Source organism: Pseudomonas sp. Z5-35 (assembly GCF_051131945.1).
Taxonomy (GTDB): Bacteria; Pseudomonadota; Gammaproteobacteria; order Pseudomonadales; family Pseudomonadaceae; genus Aquipseudomonas; species Aquipseudomonas marvdashtae.
Map to the genome: position 1 here is coordinate 1,212,119 of NZ_CP071640.1, position 19,127 is coordinate 1,231,245.

The window sequence follows — 19,127 nt, forward strand, 5'->3', positions numbered from 1 at the left end:
TTTGTTTTGTTGACGCCAAGAAAGTGTCAAGTTGGGCGGGGAAGTGGGATGACACATACAGCTTCAATCGAGGCCCCTTATCGAGGCCTGAAAGAGACGTTGCGTTATTGCGGGGCGCTGTCGCGCAGAAAGACCATTTTATTGGCTGAGGACTGTTCGGCATTGTAGCGATAGCCGTGGACATCGAAGTGTCGGAGTTGCGCCGGGTCATTGATGCGTTGCTCTGTGACAAATCGGCTCATCAAGCCTCGGGCTTTTTTTGCGTAGAAGCTGATGATTTTATACTGGCCGTTCTTGAGGTCCTTGAATTCGGTATCGATGACGCGTGCATTCAGTGCACTGCGCTTGACCGCCGAGAAGTATTCATTGGACGCCAGGTTCAATAATACGTCGTCGCCCTGGTCGGCCAGGGCTTCGTTCAGCCACTCGCTGATACGGGTGCCCCAGAATGCATAAAGATCCTTGCCTCGGGCGTTGGCCAGCTTCGTGCCCATTTCCAGGCGATAGGGTTGCATCAAGTCCAGCGGGCGCAACAGGCCATACAGGCCCGAAAGCATGCGCAAGTGTTGCTGGGCGTAATCGAAATCGGCTTCGCCAAGGCTTTGTGCGTCGAGACCGGTGTAGACATCCCCCTTGAAGGCCAGCAGGGCTTGTTTGGCATTGTCTGGCGTAAACGCCGGATTCCAGCTGCCGAACCGCGCGGCATTGAGGCCGCCGATCTTGTCGGAAACGTGCATCAGCTCGCTGATCTGGGCCGGTGACAGTTCTCGCAACTGCTCGACCAGTTCCTGGGAGTGATCCAGGTATTGCGGCAGGGTAAAGCGCTCGATGGCCGGTGGTGTTTCGAAATCGAGGGTCTTGGCGGGGGAAATCACCATCAGCATGCAAACGTCTCCTTTAAGGGTGCGGCGATTCTAGGGGGTTGTTTGGGTGGACTCCAGCTATTGGGGCAATAGGGGATCGGTGGTGATGGTGGTGGTCGGTGCCAGTTTGCCAATGGGTACTGCTTCTGGATCAGCTATCATCCCGCGCGGGTTTCGTTATGGAGACATACCTTTTGCGCATCGCTCTTCTTCTATCGGCCTGGTTGCTGAGCCTCGGCGTCATCGCCGCGCCCAACGACGTCGCCACCCTGGACCGCAGCGCCTGGCCTGAGCAGCTCACCAGCCCGACCTTGTTCGATGTGGCCTCGCGGGCCGAGGTCCTGATGTTTGCCCGGGTGTTGCTGGACGTCGATGCCATGGACGAAATAGCCCTCAAGCAGTACCTGGGGCTACGCACGGTGAACATGCAAGCGGTCAACGCCCTGCGGGCACGGCTGTGGCAGCGGCTGCTGTCCAGCTACAACTTTGCCCAGCGCAGTTGCGGATTGGACGCGTCGTTTTGTTACCTGGTCGAAGACATGGCGACCCTGCGTGAAGAAGCGGGCAGGTTCCAGCTCGATGACAATTCCTATTACATCAAGTGGGCCGGGCCGAGCCGGATCTTCCATACGCAATATCGGGACGAGCTGCTGCGCAAGGCGGCACTTTTTCCCCAGGTCAGCAGCGAAATCGAGCGTTTCGGCGATTACGAACGCAACGGCGAGGCGATGAACGACCGACTGTTCTTGCTGACCTTTGACAGCGGCGCCAACGTCGCGCCGGACAATACACCGTGGCTGACCGAGTATCTGCGCAAGTCGAATATCAACGGCACGTTCTTTGTGCTGGGCAAGGACTTCCAGGCGCGGCTCGTGGATCGCTCGGTCAATGATCTCCAGGCGCTGTATTCCGGGCAATGCGTCGGGGTGCAGGGCTGGGAGTTCCGCTCCCACAGCTATTGGCAGGATTGGCAGGACTCGGTGCGGCGCAGCGTCGATCTGGTCAAGGGCAAGCTGCCCGAGAATTACGTGCCGCTGTTCCGCCCGCCCCAAGGCCAGCGCCGAGGCGATGCCCAGTCCTTCTTCAGGACCCAGGGCCTGCAAGTGGCGCTATGGGATATCGATCCCCAGGACGGCACCAACCGCCTCAAGCCCGAGCAAAGTGCCCAGCGCGTGCTGACCCTGATGTTGCTATGGCGCCACGGCGTCATCAATTTCAACGCCAAGCAGGACACGGTCAAAACGGCGATGCCCTGGCTCATTGCGCAAACGGCGCAAAGTGGGATCGGTTGGGAGGATTGCCAGGACGCGTTTCGCTGAAGAGCAAAAGCCCCGTAAACGTTGGGCGAGGATGGAATTGTGTCGTGCATTCGGGGCGACCCGACTTCCGACTTTAACGGCGCGGCGGCGGTACGCCAAGGGTTATTCGTCACTCTGAAAAATAAACTTCAAAAAAGCGTCAAAGTACTTTTTCCTGTCATGGGTTTTGGAGTATCAAGAAGTCAGACCGCCGAAACCTGCAACACAGGTGGCGTCTTCCAAGACCCAGATTGTGTGCAGTTCACCCGAAATCCTCGCGGGTGAATTCGGTGGCTACCTCGAGGCGCAGCACTGTCACGGTATTGCGTCGAATGGCCCCCACAAAGGTGACCGAGTATGGATGACCACGGACGTAGCCCTTCCTCCAACCAGCCAATCCTGTATGTACTCGATACCAACGTATTGATCCACGATCCAAACGCGCTGCTGAACTTCGAAGAACACCACGTTGCCATCCCGATGACCGTGCTTGAAGAGCTGGACAAGCTCAAGAGCGGGCATCACAGCGTGGCGGCTGAATGCCGGCAGGCGATCCGCCTGATCGACAAGACCTTGGGCGACGCCTCGCCCGAAGACGTTGAACTCGGGGTACCGATCCAGCGCGGAAAAAGTGGTCCCAAGGGCTTGCTCTCGATCCTGATGAGCAAACGCACCGAACCCAACCTGGTGCTGCCTGAACACCTGAACGACAACATCATCATCAACCAGCTGATCGACCTGCACGCGCGCAACAAGGATCAAGCCGTCGTGCTGGTGACCAAAGACATCAATATGCGCCTCAAGGCCCGTGCCTGCGGAATCGCGGCGGAGGACTACAGCACCGACCAGCTGGTCGACGATGTATCGCTGCTGCCCAACGGCTACCACACCATGACCGGCTCGTTCTGGGACCGTGTGAGCAAGGTCGAGACGCGCCAGGACCATGGTCGCACCTGGCACCAGGTGCAACTGATCGACAACCTGCCAGCAGTGCACATCAATGAATTCATTATCGATGAACAAGGATTCGTCGGCTGGATCAAGGAAATCCAGGTCGACAAGCTGCTGATTCTCGACCTGCACCAGGAGCCCTTGTTGCACCAGGAGGCCTGGGGCCTCAAGCCGCGTGACATCTACCAGAGCCTGGCCTTGTTCGCCTTGCTCGACCCGGACATTCACCTGGTCAACCTGTCCGGTGCCGCCGGTTCCGGCAAGACCATCCTGGCCCTGGCCGCGGCCATTGAGCAGACCATGGTCAGCAAACGCTACCGGCGCATTATCGCCACCCGCAGCGTGCAGGGCCTGGATCAGGAAATCGGTTTCCTGCCCGGCACCGAAGCGGAAAAAATGGAGCCTTGGCTGGGCGCCATCACCGACAACCTCGAAGCCTTGCACATGGATGATGAAAGCACCCATGGCAGCGTCGATTACATCCTCAGCAAAGTGCCGTTGCAGTTCAAATCCCTCAATTACATCCGAGGCCGCAGCTTCCAGCAGAGCCTGATCTTGATCGACGAATGCCAGAACCTGACCCCGCACCAGATGAAAACCATCATCACCCGTGCCGGTGCCGGTTCCAAAGTGGTGTGCCTGGGTAACCTGGCGCAGATCGACACCCCTTACCTGTCCGCGACCAGCTCCGGGCTGACCTACTTGACCGAACGTTTCAAGGATTTCCCCAACGGGGTCCATATCACCCTGCAGGGCGTACCGCGCTCGATCCTGGCCGAATACGCCGAATCGCATCTCTAAAATCAGCTACAAGTTTTAAGCTGCAAGCTGCAAGCGGACCGAGTGAACTCACTTGCCGCTTGTAGCTTGTCACTTGTGGCTGCTTAAATGCCCCTTTTAAATCCGCAGCTGGACTGCGTTGTTTACTTGCCGCTTGTGGCTTGTAGCTTGCGGCTGCCTCAAGGAGGCCCTGTGCTGACCCATCTCGATTCCCAAGGTCGCGCCAACATGGTCGACGTGACCGACAAGGCCGTGACATTCCGTGAAGCCACCGCCGAAGCCTTTGTGCGCATGCTGCCCGCCACGCTGCAGATGATCGTCAGCGGCGGTCATCCCAAGGGCGACGTGTTCGCCGTTGCGCGTATTGCCGGTATCCAGGCGGCCAAGAAAACCAGCGACCTGATTCCCCTCTGCCACCCGCTGATGCTTACCAGCGTCAAGGTCGAGCTCATTTCCGAAGGCGAGGACCGGGTGCGCATCGTCGCCCGCTGCAAACTGTCGGGGCAGACCGGCGTGGAAATGGAAGCCCTCACCGCCGCCAGCGTCGCCGCGTTGACCATTTATGACATGTGCAAGGCCGTGGACCGGGGCATGACCATCGAAGGCGTGCGGGTGTTGGAGAAGCTTGGCGGCAAGAGCGGCCACTTCCAGGCGGATGCGTCATGAACATCACGGTGAAGTTCTTCGCCCGTTACCGTGAAGCGCTGGGTGTGGATTCGCTAAAGGTTGAAGGCGATTTCGACACGGTCGACGATGTGCGCGCGTTGCTCGCCCAACGTGACGGTGTCGAGGTGCTGAAGGAGCAGAACCTCATGTGCGCGCGCAACGAAGACCTGTGCCAGCTTGATGAACAGCTGGCGGATGGTGACGAAGTGGCGTTCTTCCCCACCGTGACCGGAGGCTGAGCCATGGCGATTCGTGTGCAGGCCGATCCATTCGACCCGGGAACCGAAGTCAACGCGATGCACGCGGCCAACGTCGGCGTCGGGGCGGTCGTGAGTTTTGTCGGCTACGTGCGTGACTTCAATGACGGACTGGATGTGTCTGGCATGTTCCTGGAGCATTATCCGGGCATGACCGAAAAAGCCCTCGGCAAGATCGCCGCCGAGGCCGAGCAGCGCTGGATGTTGCTCAAGCTGGAGGTGCTGCACCGTATCGGTGCCCTGGAACCGGGCGAGCCGATTGTCTTCGTCGCGGCGGCCAGTGCCCATCGCCAGGCGGCGTTCGACGCCTGCGCCTTTGTCATGGACTACCTCAAGACTCGCGCTCCATTCTGGAAAAAGGAAAACACCGCCGACGGCCCGCGCTGGGTTGAAGGGCGGGACAGCGATCACGCGGCGGCGCAGCGCTGGAAGTCATAAGCAACTGCAAAAAAAAGCGCAGCTGTTACGGCTGCGCTGATCGGACCCATCACTTCAAATAATCAGGAGTGCTTGCGCTCAACCGGCCGCAACAAATGCGTCGGCGGGGTTTCGCAATTGATCTTTTTCCCCAGCAACGCCTCGATCGACGGCAACTGGTAGGAATCATCCTCGCCGGCAAAGCTGATCGAGACCCCCGCAGCCCCGGCACGGCCGGTACGGCCAATCCGGTGCACATAATCATCCGGCACTTCCGGCAGCGTGAAGTTGATCACGTGGCTGATGCCGTCGATGTGGATGCCACGCCCGGCCACGTCGGTGGCGACCAGCACGCGGATCTTGCCTTCGCGGAAGCCTTCGAGGGTCTTGATGCGCTTGTGCTGGGGCACATCGCCCGACAGTTGCGCGGCGTTGACACCATCGCGCACCAGGCGTTCTTCTATGCGGCGCACTTCGTCCTTGCGGTTGGCGAATACCATCACCCGCTCCCAACCGTTGTCGTTGACCAGGTTGTAGAGCAGCTTGTATTTGTCGGCACCAGCGACGGCGTAGATGTGCTGCTCGACGTTTTCGCTGGCGACGTTCAGCGCCTCGATCTCGACGATGGCCGGGTCGGTGGTCCACTGCTTGGCCAGGTTCATCACGTCTTCAGTGAAGGTGGCGGAAAACAGCAGGGTCTGGCGTTCGTCTTTCGGTGGGGTCTGGCGAATGATCTGGCGCACTTGCGGGATGAAGCCCATGTCGAGCATGCGGTCGGCTTCGTCCAGTACCATCACTTCGACCATGTCCAGGTGCACGTCGCCGCGCTGGTTGAAGTCCAGCAGGCGGCCCGGCGTTGCAACGAGGATGTCGCAGTGGCGCGCTTCGAGGTGCTTGAGCTGCTTGTCGAAGTCCATGCCGCCGACGAATGTCATCACGTTCAGGCCGGTGTACTTGGTCAGGTCGGCGGCGTCCTTGGCGATCTGCACCACCAGCTCGCGGGTCGGCGCGATGATCAGCGCCCGCGGTTCGCCCATGTAGCGTTCCTTGGGCGGCGGGGTCTGGAGCAATTGGGTGATGATGGAAATCAGGAACGCGGCAGTCTTGCCGGTGCCGGTCTGGGCGCGACCGATGGCGTCTTTGCCGGCCAGGGTAAAACCCAGCACCTGCGCCTGGATGGGCGTGCAATACGGGAAACCCAAGTCCTGGATGGCGTGCATCAGTTCCGGGGCCAGTTTGAAGTCGTGGAAACGGGTCTTGCCTTCCTGGGGCTCTACGGCGAAATCCTCGAGCTTCCAGGCGACAACCGGCGGTTTCGGTGCGCGTTCGCGGCGTGGCTTGGCGGCTTCGGGTGGCCGTTCCGGTGCCGGGGAAACGTCTGGCTCGGTTGCGGCAGCGGGCGCCGGCGCTTTTTTATCGCTGACAACCGGTGCGGCGCGGCGCGGCTGCTGGGGTGCTTCGGTACGGCTCGGGCCGTGGATCGGCGTGCTGGTGCCAGGCGCGAGCTGCTCGGCCTCGCTTTTACCGAACATCTTCTTGAGTGCTTTGAGCACGGTCATCTCATCGATTGGTTAAGGAATGTACGCCGGCCAGTGTAATGCAAGAAACGGGCGCGGCGTAGTGTGATCATCAAAGCGTCGGCGTGGCGATTGGCCGCTTAGCGCAAACGCTCGGCCAGCCAGGTGCCGATATCGCGAATCTCCTCGGGTAACACTTCGTGGCCCATTGGGTATTCCTGCCATGTCACGGTGACACCATGGTGCTTCAGATACTCTTTAGCGGTCCGCCCCATGGGGTTGAGTACCACTTCGTCGTATTGACCGTGCAGCGCCAGGACCGGAATGCGTTGCTGGCTGGCAGATAACTGCAGTTCTTCGCTGAACGTTGGCGCGTACGTGGACAATGCGATCACGCCGCCCAGAGGCCCCTGCCATTTGACGAATGCCGTGTGATAAACCACCGCGCCGCCTTGGGAGAAACCCGCCAGGAAGATCCGCGAGGCGTCTATTCCGCTGGCTCGCTGGGTTTCCATCAGGTCGATGACCCGTTGCGAGGACGCTTCCAGTTGCTGCTCGTCGATGGCCCGGGCCGGGCTCAAGGCACGGATGTCGTACCAACTGGGCATGGCGTAGCCACCGTTGATCGTGACCGCCTGCGTCGGTGCCTGGGGCAGGACGAACCGCGTGGTGAGCAGTTTTTCCTGCAACACTTCGGCGACCGGCAGGAAATCAAAACGATCGGCGCCCAGGCCGTGGAGCCAGATAACGCACGCGTCGACGGTGCTGGAAGGCTCGAGAATCAAGGGGTCGGTCATGGTGTGCTCCAAAAATGTGCGGGCGCGCTCAATCAGTGCGTGATTACGGTGCGGGCCTGGTGCCTCAGTTAATTAGATGTCGCAATGCTACAACTTTTTGTCTTGACGTGTTTAGTAAGGGGCAAGCGCAGCGGTGTGGTACGGGCTTTGCTATGGGGAAGCCTGAGTGATGATTCTTACGCTGCGCGGTAACACTATCAGCTCGACGCGCCGCATGGGATATCAGAATCCGGTGATGGATGTTCGCCAATAGCCGCTACGGGCTTCGCGAACGTGAAGGGCTACAGCCCGTTCGGCCGATTGGTGAGAAGTGAGTAAGGCCGCTGTTTATAGGCACTCTCATGATTAGACTCATAGCGAAGGCCCAGACGTCGGTTGACCCTAAAAAAAGCCAACAAGGGTCGGCAATGCCTCAAAAGGGTGCGACAGGGCTCAAGCTCCGACACAACAAGAGCAAAACTGGAGGTTTGAATGAAGTTACTGAAATCCACCCTGGCAGTCGTGACTGCAGCAGCAGTTCTCGGCGTCAGCGGGTTCGCTCAGGCGGGTGCAACCCTGGATGCCGTACAGAAGAAAGGCTTTGTACAGTGCGGTGTGAGCGATGGTTTGCCGGGTTTCTCGGTACCTGATGCCTCCGGCAAGATCCTCGGCATCGACGCTGACTTCTGCCGCGCCGTGGCCGCCGCCGTGTTTGGCGACGCCAACAAGGTGAAATTCAGCCAGTTGAACGCCAAGGAGCGTTTCACCGCGCTGCAGTCCGGCGAGATCGACATCCTGTCGCGCAACACCACCATGACCAGTTCCCGCGATGCCGGCATGGGCTTGGTGTTCCCTGGCTTCATTACCTACTACGACGGCATCGGCTTCCTGGTAAACAACAAGCTGGGCGTCAAGAGCGCCAAGGAACTGGACGGCGCGACTATCTGCATCCAGGCCGGTACCACCACTGAGCTGAACGTTTCCGACTACTTCCGCGGTAATGGCCTGAAGTACACCCCCATCACTTTCGACACCTCCGATGAAAGCGCCAAGTCGCTGGAATCCGGTCGCTGCGATGTGCTGACCTCCGACAAGTCCCAGCTGTTCGCCCAGCGCAGCAAGCTGGCTTCGCCGAAGGACTACGTAGTTCTGCCGGAAACCATTTCCAAGGAGCCACTGGGCCCAGTCGTGCGTAATGGCGATGAAGAGTGGTCGAAAATCATCCGCTGGACTGGCTACGCCTTGCTCAACTCTGAGGAAGCCGGCATCACTTCGAAGAACGTCGAAGCTGAAGCCAAAGCCACCAAGAACCCGGACGTCGCCCGTATGCTCGGCGCTGATGGCGAATACGGCAAAGACCTGAAACTGCCGAAAGATTGGGTTGTGCAGATCGTCAAGCAAGTCGGCAACTACGGCGAAATCTTCGAGCGCAACCTCGGCAAGGGCACCCCGCTGGAAATCGATCGTGGCCTGAACGCTCTGTGGAACGCAGGCGGCATTCAATACGCACCACCAGTGCGCTGATGGTTCTATCACCCGGTGGGCCAACCACCGGGTGATGTTCTGTTCCATTCTTTGCGGGGCACTTCATGCAAAATTCAATCGGCGCACCTAAGCAGAGGCTCAGCCTCAGCGATCCACGAGTGCGTGCGTGGGTATTTCAGATCGTCACCATCGTGGCGGTCATTTCTCTGGGCTGGTTTCTGTTCGACAACACTCAGACCAACCTTGAGCACCGGGGCATCACCTCCGGTTTCAGCTTTTTGGAGCGCAGTGCCGGTTTCGGCATCGCTCAAACCCTGATCGACTACACCGAGGCGGACAGTTATGCCCGGGTCTTCGTCATCGGGTTGCTCAACACGCTGCTGGTGACCTTCATCGGTGTGATCCTGGCGACGATCCTCGGTTTCATTGTCGGCGTGGCCCGGCTCTCGAAAAACTGGATCATCGCCAAAGTGGCGACGGTGTACGTGGAAGTCTTCCGCAACATCCCACCACTGCTGCAGATCCTGTTCTGGTACTTCGCGGTATTCCTGACCATGCCAGGGCCGCGCAACAGCCATAACTTCGGCGACACCTTCTTTGTCAGCAGCCGGGGCCTGAACATGCCGGCGGCGTTGATGGCCGAAGGGTTCTGGCCGTTCGCGGTCAGCGTGGTGCTGGCGATCGTCGCCATCGTGCTGATGACCCGCTGGGCCAACAAGCGTTTCGAAGCGACCGGCGTGCCGTTCCATAAATTCTGGGTGGGCCTGGCACTGTTCCTGGTGATCCCGGCGTTGTGCGCCGCGATCTTCGGTGCTCCGGTGCATTGGGAAATGCCGGAACTCAAGGGCTTCAACTTCGTGGGTGGCTGGGTACTGATTCCTGAGCTGCTGGCTTTGACCCTCGCCTTGACCGTATACACCGCGGCGTTCATCGCCGAAATCGTGCGTTCGGGCATCAAGTCGGTCAGCCATGGCCAGACCGAGGCGGCTCACTCGCTGGGCCTGCGCAACGGTCCGACCTTGCGCAAGGTGATCATCCCGCAAGCCTTGCGCGTGATCATTCCGCCGTTGACCAGCCAGTACCTGAACCTGGCGAAGAACTCTTCGCTGGCGGCCGGTATCGGTTACCCGGAAATGGTTTCGTTGTTTGCCGGCACGGTGTTGAACCAGACCGGCCAGGCCATCGAGGTGATTGCGATCACCATGAGCGTGTACCTGGCGATCAGTATCAGCATTTCCCTGCTGATGAACTGGTACAACAAGCGCATTGCGCTGATCGAGCGGTGAGGAAACGCGCATGACATCCCATACTTTCAAACCTGATATGCCGCCACCGAGCAAAGTGTTCGGGCCGATGGCCTGGATGCGCGCGAACATGTTCTCCAGCTGGCTCAATACGCTGCTGACCCTGTTTGCGTTCTACCTGATCTACCTGGTGGTTCCACCGATTCTCAGCTGGGCGATTCTCGATGCCAACTGGGTCGGCACCACTCAAGCCGACTGCACCAAGGAGGGCGCCTGCTGGGTGTTCATCCAGCAGCGTTTTGGCCAGTTCATGTACGGCTATTACCCAGCGGACCTGCGCTGGCGCGTGGACCTGACCGTATGGCTGGCCGTGATCGGCGTGGCGCCGCTGTTCATCTCGCGCTTCCCGCGCAAGGCGATCTACGGCCTGAGTTTCCTGGTGCTGTATCCGATCATCGCCTGGTGCCTGCTGCACGGCGGCGTGTTCGGCCTGGCCACCGTGGCGACCAGCCAATGGGGCGGCCTGATGCTGACCCTGGTGATCGCCACCGTCGGTATCGCCGGCGCCTTGCCGCTGGGTATTGTCCTGGCGCTGGGGCGTCGTTCGAACATGCCGGCGATTCGCGTGGTCTGCGTGACCTTCATCGAGTTCTGGCGCGGCGTGCCGTTGATCACGGTGCTGTTCATGTCGTCGGTGATGCTGCCGTTGTTCCTGCCTGAGGGCATGAACTTCGACAAGCTGCTGCGGGCACTGATCGGCGTGATCCTGTTCCAGTCGGCCTACGTGGCCGAGGTGGTGCGTGGCGGTCTGCAAGCGATTCCGAAGGGGCAGTACGAAGCGGCCGCGGCGATGGGCCTGGGCTACTGGCGCAGCATGGGCCTGGTGATTCTGCCGCAAGCTTTGAAGATGGTCATTCCGGGGATCGTCAACACCTTCATTGCGCTGTTCAAGGACACGAGCCTGGTGATCATCATCGGCCTGTTCGACCTGCTCAACAGCGTGAAACAAGCTGCCGCCGACCCGAAATGGCTGGGCATGGCCACTGAAGGCTATGTGTTTGCCGCCCTGGTGTTCTGGATTTTCTGTTTTGGTATGTCCCGCTATTCCATGCATTTGGAACGCAAGCTGGACACTGGCCACAAGCGTTAGGAGCGTAGTTTATGAGTGAAGCGATCAAACAGCCTGTGAGCCCTGAAGGCATTATTCAGATGCAGGGTGTGAACAAGTGGTACGGCCAGTTCCACGTGTTGAAAGACATCAACCTGAACGTCAAGCAGGGCGAGCGTATCGTCCTGTGTGGCCCTTCGGGTTCCGGCAAGTCGACGACCATCCGTTGCCTCAACCGTCTGGAAGAGCACCAGCAGGGCCGCATCGTGGTCGACGGCGTGGAACTGACCAACGACCTCAAGCAGATCGAAGCGATCCGCCGCGAAGTCGGCATGGTGTTCCAGCACTTCAACCTGTTCCCGCACCTGACCATCCTGCAGAACTGCACCCTGGCGCCGATGTGGGTGCGCAAGATGCCCAAGCGCAAGGCCGAGGAAATCGCCATGCATTATCTGGAGCGCGTGCGCATTCCAGAGCAGGCGCATAAATACCCGGGCCAGCTCTCCGGCGGCCAGCAGCAGCGTGTGGCGATTGCCCGTGCCTTGTGCATGAAGCCGAAAATCATGCTGTTCGACGAGCCGACCTCGGCGCTCGACCCAGAGATGGTGAAAGAGGTTCTGGATACCATGATCGGCCTGGCCGAAGACGGCATGACCATGCTTTGCGTGACCCACGAGATGGGCTTCGCCCGCACCGTGGCCAACCGCGTGATCTTCATGGACAAAGGTGAAATCGTCGAACAGGCCGCGCCGAACGACTTCTTCGACAACCCGCAGAACGACCGCACCAAGCTGTTCCTGAGCCAGATCTTGCATTGATCCAGTCTTAGGCAGTGAAAATAGACCCGGACTTGTCCGGGTTTGTTTTTTTCTGGGGGTCAGGGTGTCAGGACGATTTCCTGCTCCGGATGGCAGATAGCCAACAACTGCTTCAAATCGGTGCCCTCGCTCAGTGCGCGTACCTCAGCCATCAGATGTGGATGACGATCAAGCAGACGCATCAGCATGAACAGTGGTTGCGGTGGGGCAATTTCGCCCCGCTCGTAACGGGAAAAGGCGTTGTGTCCGCCGCCAGACAGCAGTTTCACCGCGTCTTTTTGCGTGAGCTGCAGTTTGCGGCGGATGCGTTTCATCTCTATCCCTATCGCCTGGGCCTAATCTTCGAGCAACTGATCGCTCACGCGCGAATAACGTTCCGCGCTGTCGGTGTCGTGATCAAATTCGATCTCACCACAGCTCCTGCACTCCCATCCAGCGATGTCGTGCACCTGCCGTGCTACCTGCTTGTAGTCGATGGTAAAGCTGCGGCCCTCACCTTAGGTGGTTGCCGTCCTACAAGAAGCTGACTAACCTGTCAGAAAATTCGACCCATGCTGCCAGCCCCTGCGCTCAGCGAACGTTAACGCTGCTTCTCCTGCGTCATCGGCGCAGTTGCGCCAGAGCCTCAAACTTGTCCTCGCCATCACCCTGTATTCGATCCGCGCTTCGAATCCTCGACGCTGTGGAACGACAGGTTCGGCAATGAGCCAAGGCCCTCTGTCGACCGTTGATCAATGAACCTTGAACCCAGAGCTTTCCATGTCCCGCGATCCGCTTGACCTCACCCCTGCGACGCCGAACAAGCGCGCCGCCGAACTCGAAGAATTGTTGATTGACGCCGAAGCCGACGATGAGCAAACCCAGCAACGCCATCCGTTGGTGCGCCGCCCCTGGCTGCTGTTGCTTGGGTTGATCCTGGTGGCACTGAACCTGCGTCCGGCGCTGTCGAGCATGGCGCCGTTGCTCAGCGAGGTTTCAAAAAGCCTCGGTCTGTCGGCGGCCCAGGCCGGTCTGCTGACGACGCTGCCTGTGCTTTGCCTGGGGTTGTTCGCGCCGTTGGCGCCGGTGCTGGCTCGGCGCTTCGGTGCCGAGCGCGTGGTACTGGGGATCTTGCTGACGTTGGCCGGGGGGATCGTGCTGCGTAGCTCATTCGGCCAGTTCGGGCTGTTCGCCGGCAGCGTCCTGGCCGGAGCGAGCATCGGCGTGATCGGCGTGCTGTTGCCGGGCATCGTCAAGCGCGACTTCGCCAAGCAGGCCGGCGCCATGACCGGTGTCTACACCATGGCACTGTGCCTGGGCGCCGCGATGGCGGCCGGTTCGACGGTGCCTTTGAGCGAGCGCTTGGGCGACAGCTGGTCGCTGGGCCTGGGTTTCTGGATGATTCCGGCGCTGGTGGCGGCGGTGTTCTGGCTGCCACAAGTGGGCCAGCAGCACGGCGCGCACCAGGCGGCTTATCGGGTTCGCGGTTTGCTGCGTGATCCACTGGCCTGGCAGGTAACGCTGTATATGGGGCTGCAATCGTCCCTGGCCTACATCGTATTTGGCTGGTTGCCCTCGATTCTCATCGGCCGTGGACTGACGCCGACCCAGGCCGGGCTGGTGCTGTCCGGTTCGGTGCTCGTGCAGTTGATCAGCTCCCTGGCGGCGCCTTGGTTGGCCACGCGTGGCAAGGATCAACGGCTGGCCATTGTCATCGTCATGGTCATGGCTCTGGGCGGCCTGTTCGGTTGCCTGTACGCCCCTCTCGACGGTCTGTGGGGCTGGGCAATCCTGTTGGGGTTGGGGCAGGGCGCGACGTTCAGCCTGGCGCTGACCCTGATCGTATTGCGATCACGCGATGCCCATGTGGCGGCGAACCTTTCCAGCATGGCCCAGGGCTTTGGCTACACGTTGGCGTCATTGGGGCCATTTGCGGTGGGCGTGGTCCACGACTGGACCGGCGGTTGGAGCGCGTTGGGCTGGATCTTCGGCCTGATTGGCCTGGGGGCGATCATTGCCGGCGTCGGTGCCGGACGGGCATTGTACGTAGGCGTCGTCAGCGAAAGGGTTGACGATCTTCACTGATGTCATTTCCATGGCGAATGACGATAGTCTTCCTCGCGCAGGCAGATTATCGTGCCAGCTACTGAAATCTTTTCGGAGCCTTCCATGAGTGACACCCACAACGCCCTGGTGACCCGCTTCTATGAGGCGTTCCAGCGCCTGGATGCTGAAGCCATGAGCGCCTGCTACACCAACGACGTGGTGTTCAGCGATCCGGCCTTTGGTGAGCTGCGGGGCCGTGATGCAGGTGACATGTGGCGCATGCTGACGACACGGGCCAAGGATTTCTCCCTGGCCTTCGACAGCGTGCGCAGTGATGAGCACGCCGGCGGCGCTCACTGGGTAGCGACGTACCTGTTCAGCCAAACCGGCAATACCGTCGTCAACGATATCCAGGCGCGCTTCGTGTTTCGCGACGGCAAGATTTGCGAGCATCACGACAGTTTCGATTTGTGGCGCTGGTCCCGCCAGGCATTGGGTACCAAGGGCCTGCTGCTAGGCTGGACGCCGCTGGTGCGCAACGCAGTCAGAGCCCAGGCGCTCAAGGGGCTGCGGGCATTCCAGGCGAGTCGCTGATAAGATCGCAGCTTGTTTCCTACGTACCTGCTGAACGTTTCGTGATGAGCACCAACGAATCTTCCGACCTGTCTATGCCAACGGCAGCCGAGCCCGGCAAACCTTGGTTCGTCTATCTGGTGCGGGCCGCCAACGGCTCGCTGTACTGCGGCATCAGCGATGATCCGGTCCGGCGCTTTGCCAAGCATCAAAGCGGCAAAGGCGCCCGTTTCTTCCTCTCCAGCCCCGCAGTTTCCCTCGTGTACACCGAAGCCTGTCGCGACAAGGGCGAGGCCCTGCGCCAGGAGCGGCTGATCAAAAAGCTCAGGAAAAGCGCCAAGGAATGCCTGGTGGCCAGTGCGCTGGCGCTTCATCAGCCTGGCTGATAGGCCTTTATCAGGCCGGTAGGCTGGTCCGGTCAGGCGCGCTAAGCTGCAAGACTTCATTCCTGCAGTGGCGAATCTCATGTCAGAGCTGATTCTTCATCATTACCCGACGTCTCCGTTTGCCGAAAAGGCCCGTTTGCTCTTGGGCTTCAAGGGCTTGTCCTGGCGTTCGGTGAACATCCCGCCAATGATGCCCAAGCCTGACCTGACGGCACTGACGGGCGGTTACCGCAAGACCCCGGTATTGCAGATTGGCGCGGACATCTATTGCGATACGTCGCTGATGGCCCGCCGGCTGGAGCAGGAAAAAGCCTCGCCGGCACTGTTCCCCGAAGGCCGGGAAATGATCGCCGCGTCCTTTGCCGCCTGGGCCGATTCGGTGGTGTTCCAGCACGCGGTGAGCTTGGTGTTCCAGCCTGAATCGGTGGCGGTGCGTTTCGCCAAGCTATCGCCCGAAGCGATCAAGGCGTTCGTCAGCGATCGTGCCGGATTGTTCAGCGGCGGCACGACCACGCGCTTGTCTGCCGAGCAGGCCAAGCACCAGTGGCCGACGATCATGGCGCGGCTGGAGCAACAATTGCAGCGCGAAGAGGGTGATTTCCTGCTGGGCGATCCGTCGATTGCCGACTTCGCCATGGCCCATCCGCTGTGGTTCCTCAAGGGCACGCCCGTCACTTCGCCGTTGGTGGACGAATACCCAGCAGTATCGTCGTGGCTCGCGCGGGTATTGGGTTTTGGCCATGGCGCGCCGAAGGAAATGAGTTCCGAAGAGGCGTTGGACGTGGCTCGGAACGCCACACCGGCAGCGTTGCCGGATGAACCGTTCAATGACCCAAATGGCTTCGTGGCGGGGCAACAGGTAACCATCGCGGCGACTGACTATGGCGTCGACCCGGTGGCTGGAGAGTTGGTGTTTGCCGGTAGCGAGGAGCTGATCCTGCGCCGAGAGGACGCGCGTGGCGGGGTGGTGCATGTGCACTTTCCGCGGTTTGGGTTTCGTATCGAGGCCACCTGATCCTCACCAGGACGGTGACGGGGGTTTATCGCGAGCTGGCTGCTCGCGATAAGACCGTCAGTTGCGTCGCTTGAGCTGATCGGTCAGCGACGTCGGCAAGCCCTTGATGATCAAGGTACCGGCCTCCTCGTCATACTCGATCTTGGAGCCCAGCAAGTGCGCTTCGAAGCTGATGGACAAGCCTTCGGCGCGGCCGGTGAAGCGGCGGAACTGGTTGAGGGTGCGCTTATCCGCGGGGATTTCCGGCGACAACCCGTAGTCCTTGTTGCGGATGTGGTCGTAGAAGGCTTTCGGGCGATCTTCGTCGATCAGCTCGGACAGTTGTGCCAGCCCCATCGGCTCGCCGAGCTTGGCCTGGCTGCTGGCGTAATCCACCAAGGTCTTGGTTTTTTCCCGGGCGTCGTCTTCGGGCAGGTCTTCGCTTTCGACGAAATCACTGAATGCCTTGAGCAGGGTGCGAGTCTCGCCAGGGCCGTCGACGCCTTCCTGGCAGCCGATGAAGTCACGGAAATACTCCGAGACTTTCTTGCCGTTCTTGCCCTTGATAAACGAAATGTATTGTTTGGACTGCTTGTTGTTCTGCCACTCCGACACGTTGATGCGCGCCGCCAGGTGCAATTGGCCCAGGTCCAGGTGACGGGACGGCGTGACATCCAGTTCGTCGGTCACCGCCACGCCTTCGCTGTGGTGCAGCAGGGCGATGGCCAGGTAATCCGTCATGCCCTGTTGGTAATGGGCGAACAACACGTGGCCACCTACCGATAGGTTGGACTCTTCCATCAGCTTTTGCAGGTGTTCCACCGCCACGCGACTGAACGCGGTGAAATCCTTGCCGCCGTCCAGGTACTCCTTCAGCCAGCCGCTGAACGGATGCGCCCCGGACTCGGCGTGGAAAAAGCCCCAGGCCTTGCCTTGCTTGGCGTTATAGCTTTCATTGAGGTCGGCGAGCATGTGCTCGATGGCCGTGGACTCCGCCAGTTCGGAGTCGCGAGCATGGAGCACGGCAGGGCTGCCGTCGGGTTTTTTGTCGATCAGGTGGACGATGCAATGACGGATCGGCATGGTTTTCTCGGCTGGCAAAAGGGAGGAGGGCGCGCTCCCCGAAAAAGGGCCCAGTGTACCGCAAACACTGGTTTTGGGAGGCGCCAAAGGTTCTTTCAGACCCGTCCGACACTCACGGAGCATTTTTTTACCCATTTAGCGCAATAAAGCTGACCAAATGGGTAGGTAGAGGCGGATATTTCACAGGCGTTGTGCTAGTTTTGCCCGGTCTTACGCGAAGTCTCTGCGTTAAGCGTGCATTCAGCATTTGTCAGGTCGAACCAAACCCGGATTTCGGCATCTATTACCCCGATCCGTCGTGGTGATGACCGAGGGCGGCTGATCAGATAGATCGGGCTCGATGGCTGACACTGCACTCTGCAATCCATATGAATTTGATAGGGAAGGAACACTACATGGCTCTTACTAAAGACCAACTGATCGCTGATTTGGCTGAATCTGTAGACGCACCAAAAGCTACCGTGCGTGCTCTGCTGGACCAACTGGGCCAAGTCGTTGCTGATCAGCTGGAAAACGGCGGCGAAATCACCCTGCCAGGTGTTGGCAAGCTGAAAGTCACCGAGCGTCCTGCCCGTACCGGTCGCAACCCTTCGACTGGCGCAGCCATCGAAATCCCGGCCAAGAAAGTGATCAAGCTGGTTGTGGCTAAAGGCCTGACCGACGCGGTCAACAAGTAAGACCGTTTTATAAAAAACCGTGCCGCGGAGTGATCCGGGCACGGTTTTTTGTTGCCTTGGGAAAAGTGCTGCTTAGTCCTTGCGAACCCAGCGCGACTGGCGCCACGCCTGCTGCTGTGCCTCGGTCTGGAAGGTCCAAGCCACGAAACGACTCTGCTTCTGGCCCTGGGACATCTCCACCACCTTGCTGTGCAGTGCTCCGGCTTTTTTCAGGGCGGCATGAATTGCCGGCAGGTTCGAGGCTTTCGACACCAGGGTGCTGAACCACAGCACTTGCCCGGCCACTTGTACGCTCTCGCTGATCAGCTGGGTCACGAAGCGCACTTCCCCACCTTCGCACCACAACTCCGCCGCCTGGCCGCCGAAATTCAGCACCGGCAACTTGCGTTTCGGGTCCGCCTTGCCCAGCGCACGCCATTTGCGCTGGCTGCCCTTGGTGGCTTCGTCCAGGGAAGCGTGGAACGGTGGATTGCACATTGTCAGGTCAAACCGCTCGGCGTCTTCCAAAAGGCCCAGCAGGATCTGCTTGCGGTTGGTTTGTTGGCGCAGTTGGATGGCCTTGTTCAAGCCATTGGATTGAACGATGGCCTTGGCCGAAGCGATCGCCGTCGGGTCGATCTCAGAACCGAGGAAGTGCCAGCGGTAATCGCTGTGGCCGATCAGCGGATAAACACAGTTGGCGCCGGTGCCGACGTCCAGCACCTTGACCGTCGCCCCACGAGGGATCTCGCCGCCGTTATGGCTGGCGAGCAGATCGGCGAGAAAGTGCACATAGTCCGCACGGCCGGGCACCGGCGGGCACAGGTAGTCTGCCGGAGTGTCCCAATGGGCGATGCCATAGAAAGATTTGAGCAGCGCCCGGTTGAACACTCGCACGGCGTCGGGGCTGGCGAAGTCGATGCTTTCCTTGCCGTAAGGATTGATGATCACGAACTTCGCCAGTTCCGGGGTGCTCTTGATCAACGCCGGGAAGTCATAGCGGCCCTGGTGGCGGTTGCGCGGGTGCAGGCTGGCCTTCTCCCGAGGCGCTTTGGCCTCAGTGGTGGGCTTGGGCTTCTGGCGGGCAGGTTTGGGGGGGCGAGGGGCAGTCATGGGCGGGTCGATTCGGGGCTGGCTCAAAAAGTGGCGGGCATTGTCCCACATCCAACCTGGTCGTGATGACTGCTCGATTTAAATGTGCGAGTAGTACGGTAGGGAAAGTGACGGGCA

At 59.9% G+C, this 19,127-nt stretch carries 19 protein-coding genes and 1 pseudogene; 14 read left to right on the forward strand and 6 right to left on the reverse strand.

Features of this window, described 5'->3' with window-relative positions:
• Positions 1-104: 104 nt before the first annotated feature.
• On the reverse strand, positions 105-884 hold the full coding sequence (gene yaaA, locus J3P95_RS05715) for a peroxide stress protein YaaA (RefSeq protein WP_434578359.1): 780 nt from the start codon (positions 882-884) through the stop codon (positions 105-107).
• 173 nt (positions 885-1,057) lie between these two features.
• Here yaaA and J3P95_RS05720 point away from each other — a divergent pair, with 173 nt between their 5' ends.
• The 5 genes from J3P95_RS05720 to moaE all read left to right on the forward strand — a co-directional run bounded on the left by J3P95_RS05720 (position 1,058) and on the right by moaE (position 5,253).
• Complete coding sequence (locus J3P95_RS05720) at positions 1,058-2,182, forward strand: polysaccharide deacetylase family protein (RefSeq protein ID WP_434563722.1); 1,125 nt, start codon at positions 1,058-1,060, stop codon at positions 2,180-2,182.
• A 336-nt stretch (positions 2,183-2,518) separates the two neighbouring features.
• Positions 2,519-3,913, forward strand: coding sequence for a PhoH family protein (locus J3P95_RS05725; RefSeq protein WP_072408927.1), 1,395 nt, complete (start codon positions 2,519-2,521; stop codon positions 3,911-3,913).
• A 171-nt stretch (positions 3,914-4,084) separates the two neighbouring features.
• Positions 4,085-4,558: a cyclic pyranopterin monophosphate synthase MoaC gene (gene moaC, locus J3P95_RS05730; RefSeq protein ID WP_434578357.1), complete on the forward strand. Its 474-nt coding sequence runs from the start codon at positions 4,085-4,087 to the stop codon at positions 4,556-4,558.
• The gene (locus J3P95_RS05735; RefSeq protein ID WP_434561399.1) at positions 4,555-4,797 is read left to right on the forward strand and encodes a MoaD family protein; all 243 of its coding nucleotides are present in this window, start codon (positions 4,555-4,557) and stop codon (positions 4,795-4,797) included. The genes moaC and J3P95_RS05735 overlap by 4 nt, the downstream gene beginning before the upstream one ends.
• Before the next feature lie 3 nt (positions 4,798-4,800).
• Complete coding sequence (gene moaE / locus J3P95_RS05740) at positions 4,801-5,253, forward strand: molybdopterin synthase catalytic subunit MoaE (protein ID WP_434578355.1); 453 nt, start codon at positions 4,801-4,803, stop codon at positions 5,251-5,253.
• A gap of 62 nt (positions 5,254-5,315) precedes the next feature.
• Here the strand turns inward: moaE and rhlB are convergent, their stop codons facing one another.
• Together rhlB and J3P95_RS05750 are read right to left on the reverse strand one after the other, a co-directional pair.
• A complete protein-coding gene (gene rhlB, locus J3P95_RS05745; RefSeq protein WP_434578354.1) occupies positions 5,316-6,791 on the reverse strand; it encodes an ATP-dependent RNA helicase RhlB in 1,476 nt (491 codons plus the stop codon).
• Positions 6,792-6,889: 98 nt separating this feature from the next.
• Positions 6,890-7,546 carry an alpha/beta hydrolase gene (locus tag J3P95_RS05750; protein WP_434578352.1) on the reverse strand — a complete coding sequence of 219 codons (657 nt, stop codon included), beginning with the start codon at positions 7,544-7,546 and terminating at the stop codon, positions 6,890-6,892.
• Positions 7,547-8,017: 471 nt separating this feature from the next.
• On the opposite strand from J3P95_RS05750, the gene J3P95_RS05755 reads away from it, so the two are divergent.
• The 4 genes from J3P95_RS05755 (at position 8,018) to J3P95_RS05770 (ending at position 12,180) form a co-directional block, all read left to right on the forward strand.
• Complete coding sequence (locus J3P95_RS05755; RefSeq protein WP_434561407.1) at positions 8,018-9,049, forward strand: amino acid ABC transporter substrate-binding protein; 1,032 nt, start codon at positions 8,018-8,020, stop codon at positions 9,047-9,049.
• A gap of 65 nt (positions 9,050-9,114) precedes the next feature.
• Positions 9,115-10,296 carry an amino acid ABC transporter permease gene (locus tag J3P95_RS05760; protein ID WP_434561409.1) on the forward strand — a complete coding sequence of 394 codons (1,182 nt, stop codon included), beginning with the start codon at positions 9,115-9,117 and terminating at the stop codon, positions 10,294-10,296.
• Between the two features lie 10 nt (positions 10,297-10,306).
• Positions 10,307-11,404, forward strand: coding sequence for an amino acid ABC transporter permease (locus J3P95_RS05765; protein WP_186610952.1), 1,098 nt, complete (start codon positions 10,307-10,309; stop codon positions 11,402-11,404).
• Positions 11,405-11,415: 11 nt separating this feature from the next.
• A complete protein-coding gene (locus tag J3P95_RS05770) occupies positions 11,416-12,180 on the forward strand; it encodes an amino acid ABC transporter ATP-binding protein (RefSeq protein ID WP_003178331.1) in 765 nt (254 codons plus the stop codon).
• 59 nt (positions 12,181-12,239) lie between these two features.
• Here J3P95_RS05770 and J3P95_RS05775 read toward each other — a convergent pair.
• Positions 12,240-12,674 (reverse strand): annotated as a pseudogene (locus tag J3P95_RS05775) (type II toxin-antitoxin system MqsA family antitoxin); the annotation flags it as partial.
• A gap of 265 nt (positions 12,675-12,939) precedes the next feature.
• Between J3P95_RS05775 and J3P95_RS05780 the strand changes: the two are divergent.
• The 4 genes from J3P95_RS05780 (at position 12,940) to J3P95_RS05795 (ending at position 16,179) form a co-directional block, all read left to right on the forward strand.
• Positions 12,940-14,244 (forward strand): CynX/NimT family MFS transporter, encoded by a 1,305-nt coding sequence (locus J3P95_RS05780; protein ID WP_434561413.1) that lies wholly within the window; start codon positions 12,940-12,942, stop codon positions 14,242-14,244.
• An 84-nt stretch (positions 14,245-14,328) separates the two neighbouring features.
• Complete coding sequence (locus tag J3P95_RS05785; RefSeq protein ID WP_434561415.1) at positions 14,329-14,799, forward strand: nuclear transport factor 2 family protein; 471 nt, start codon at positions 14,329-14,331, stop codon at positions 14,797-14,799.
• Between the two features lie 44 nt (positions 14,800-14,843).
• Positions 14,844-15,164, forward strand: a complete 321-nt coding sequence (locus tag J3P95_RS05790) for a GIY-YIG nuclease family protein (protein ID WP_434578348.1) — start codon at positions 14,844-14,846, stop codon at positions 15,162-15,164.
• 79 nt (positions 15,165-15,243) lie between these two features.
• A complete protein-coding gene (locus tag J3P95_RS05795) occupies positions 15,244-16,179 on the forward strand; it encodes a glutathione S-transferase family protein (RefSeq protein ID WP_434578346.1) in 936 nt (311 codons plus the stop codon).
• A gap of 57 nt (positions 16,180-16,236) precedes the next feature.
• Here J3P95_RS05795 and yejK read toward each other — a convergent pair whose 3' ends face one another.
• Positions 16,237-17,241, reverse strand: coding sequence for a nucleoid-associated protein YejK (gene yejK / locus J3P95_RS05800; RefSeq protein WP_434578345.1), 1,005 nt, complete (start codon positions 17,239-17,241; stop codon positions 16,237-16,239).
• Positions 17,242-17,636: 395 nt separating this feature from the next.
• Here yejK and J3P95_RS05805 point away from each other — a divergent pair, with 395 nt between their 5' ends.
• Positions 17,637-17,918 (forward strand): HU family DNA-binding protein, encoded by a 282-nt coding sequence (locus tag J3P95_RS05805; RefSeq protein ID WP_186640872.1) that lies wholly within the window; start codon positions 17,637-17,639, stop codon positions 17,916-17,918.
• Between the two features lie 72 nt (positions 17,919-17,990).
• Here J3P95_RS05805 and rlmF read toward each other — a convergent pair whose 3' ends face one another.
• On the reverse strand, positions 17,991-19,010 hold the full coding sequence (rlmF, locus tag J3P95_RS05810) for a 23S rRNA (adenine(1618)-N(6))-methyltransferase RlmF (RefSeq protein ID WP_434626383.1): 1,020 nt from the start codon (positions 19,008-19,010) through the stop codon (positions 17,991-17,993).
• Positions 19,011-19,127: the final 117 nt, after the last annotated feature.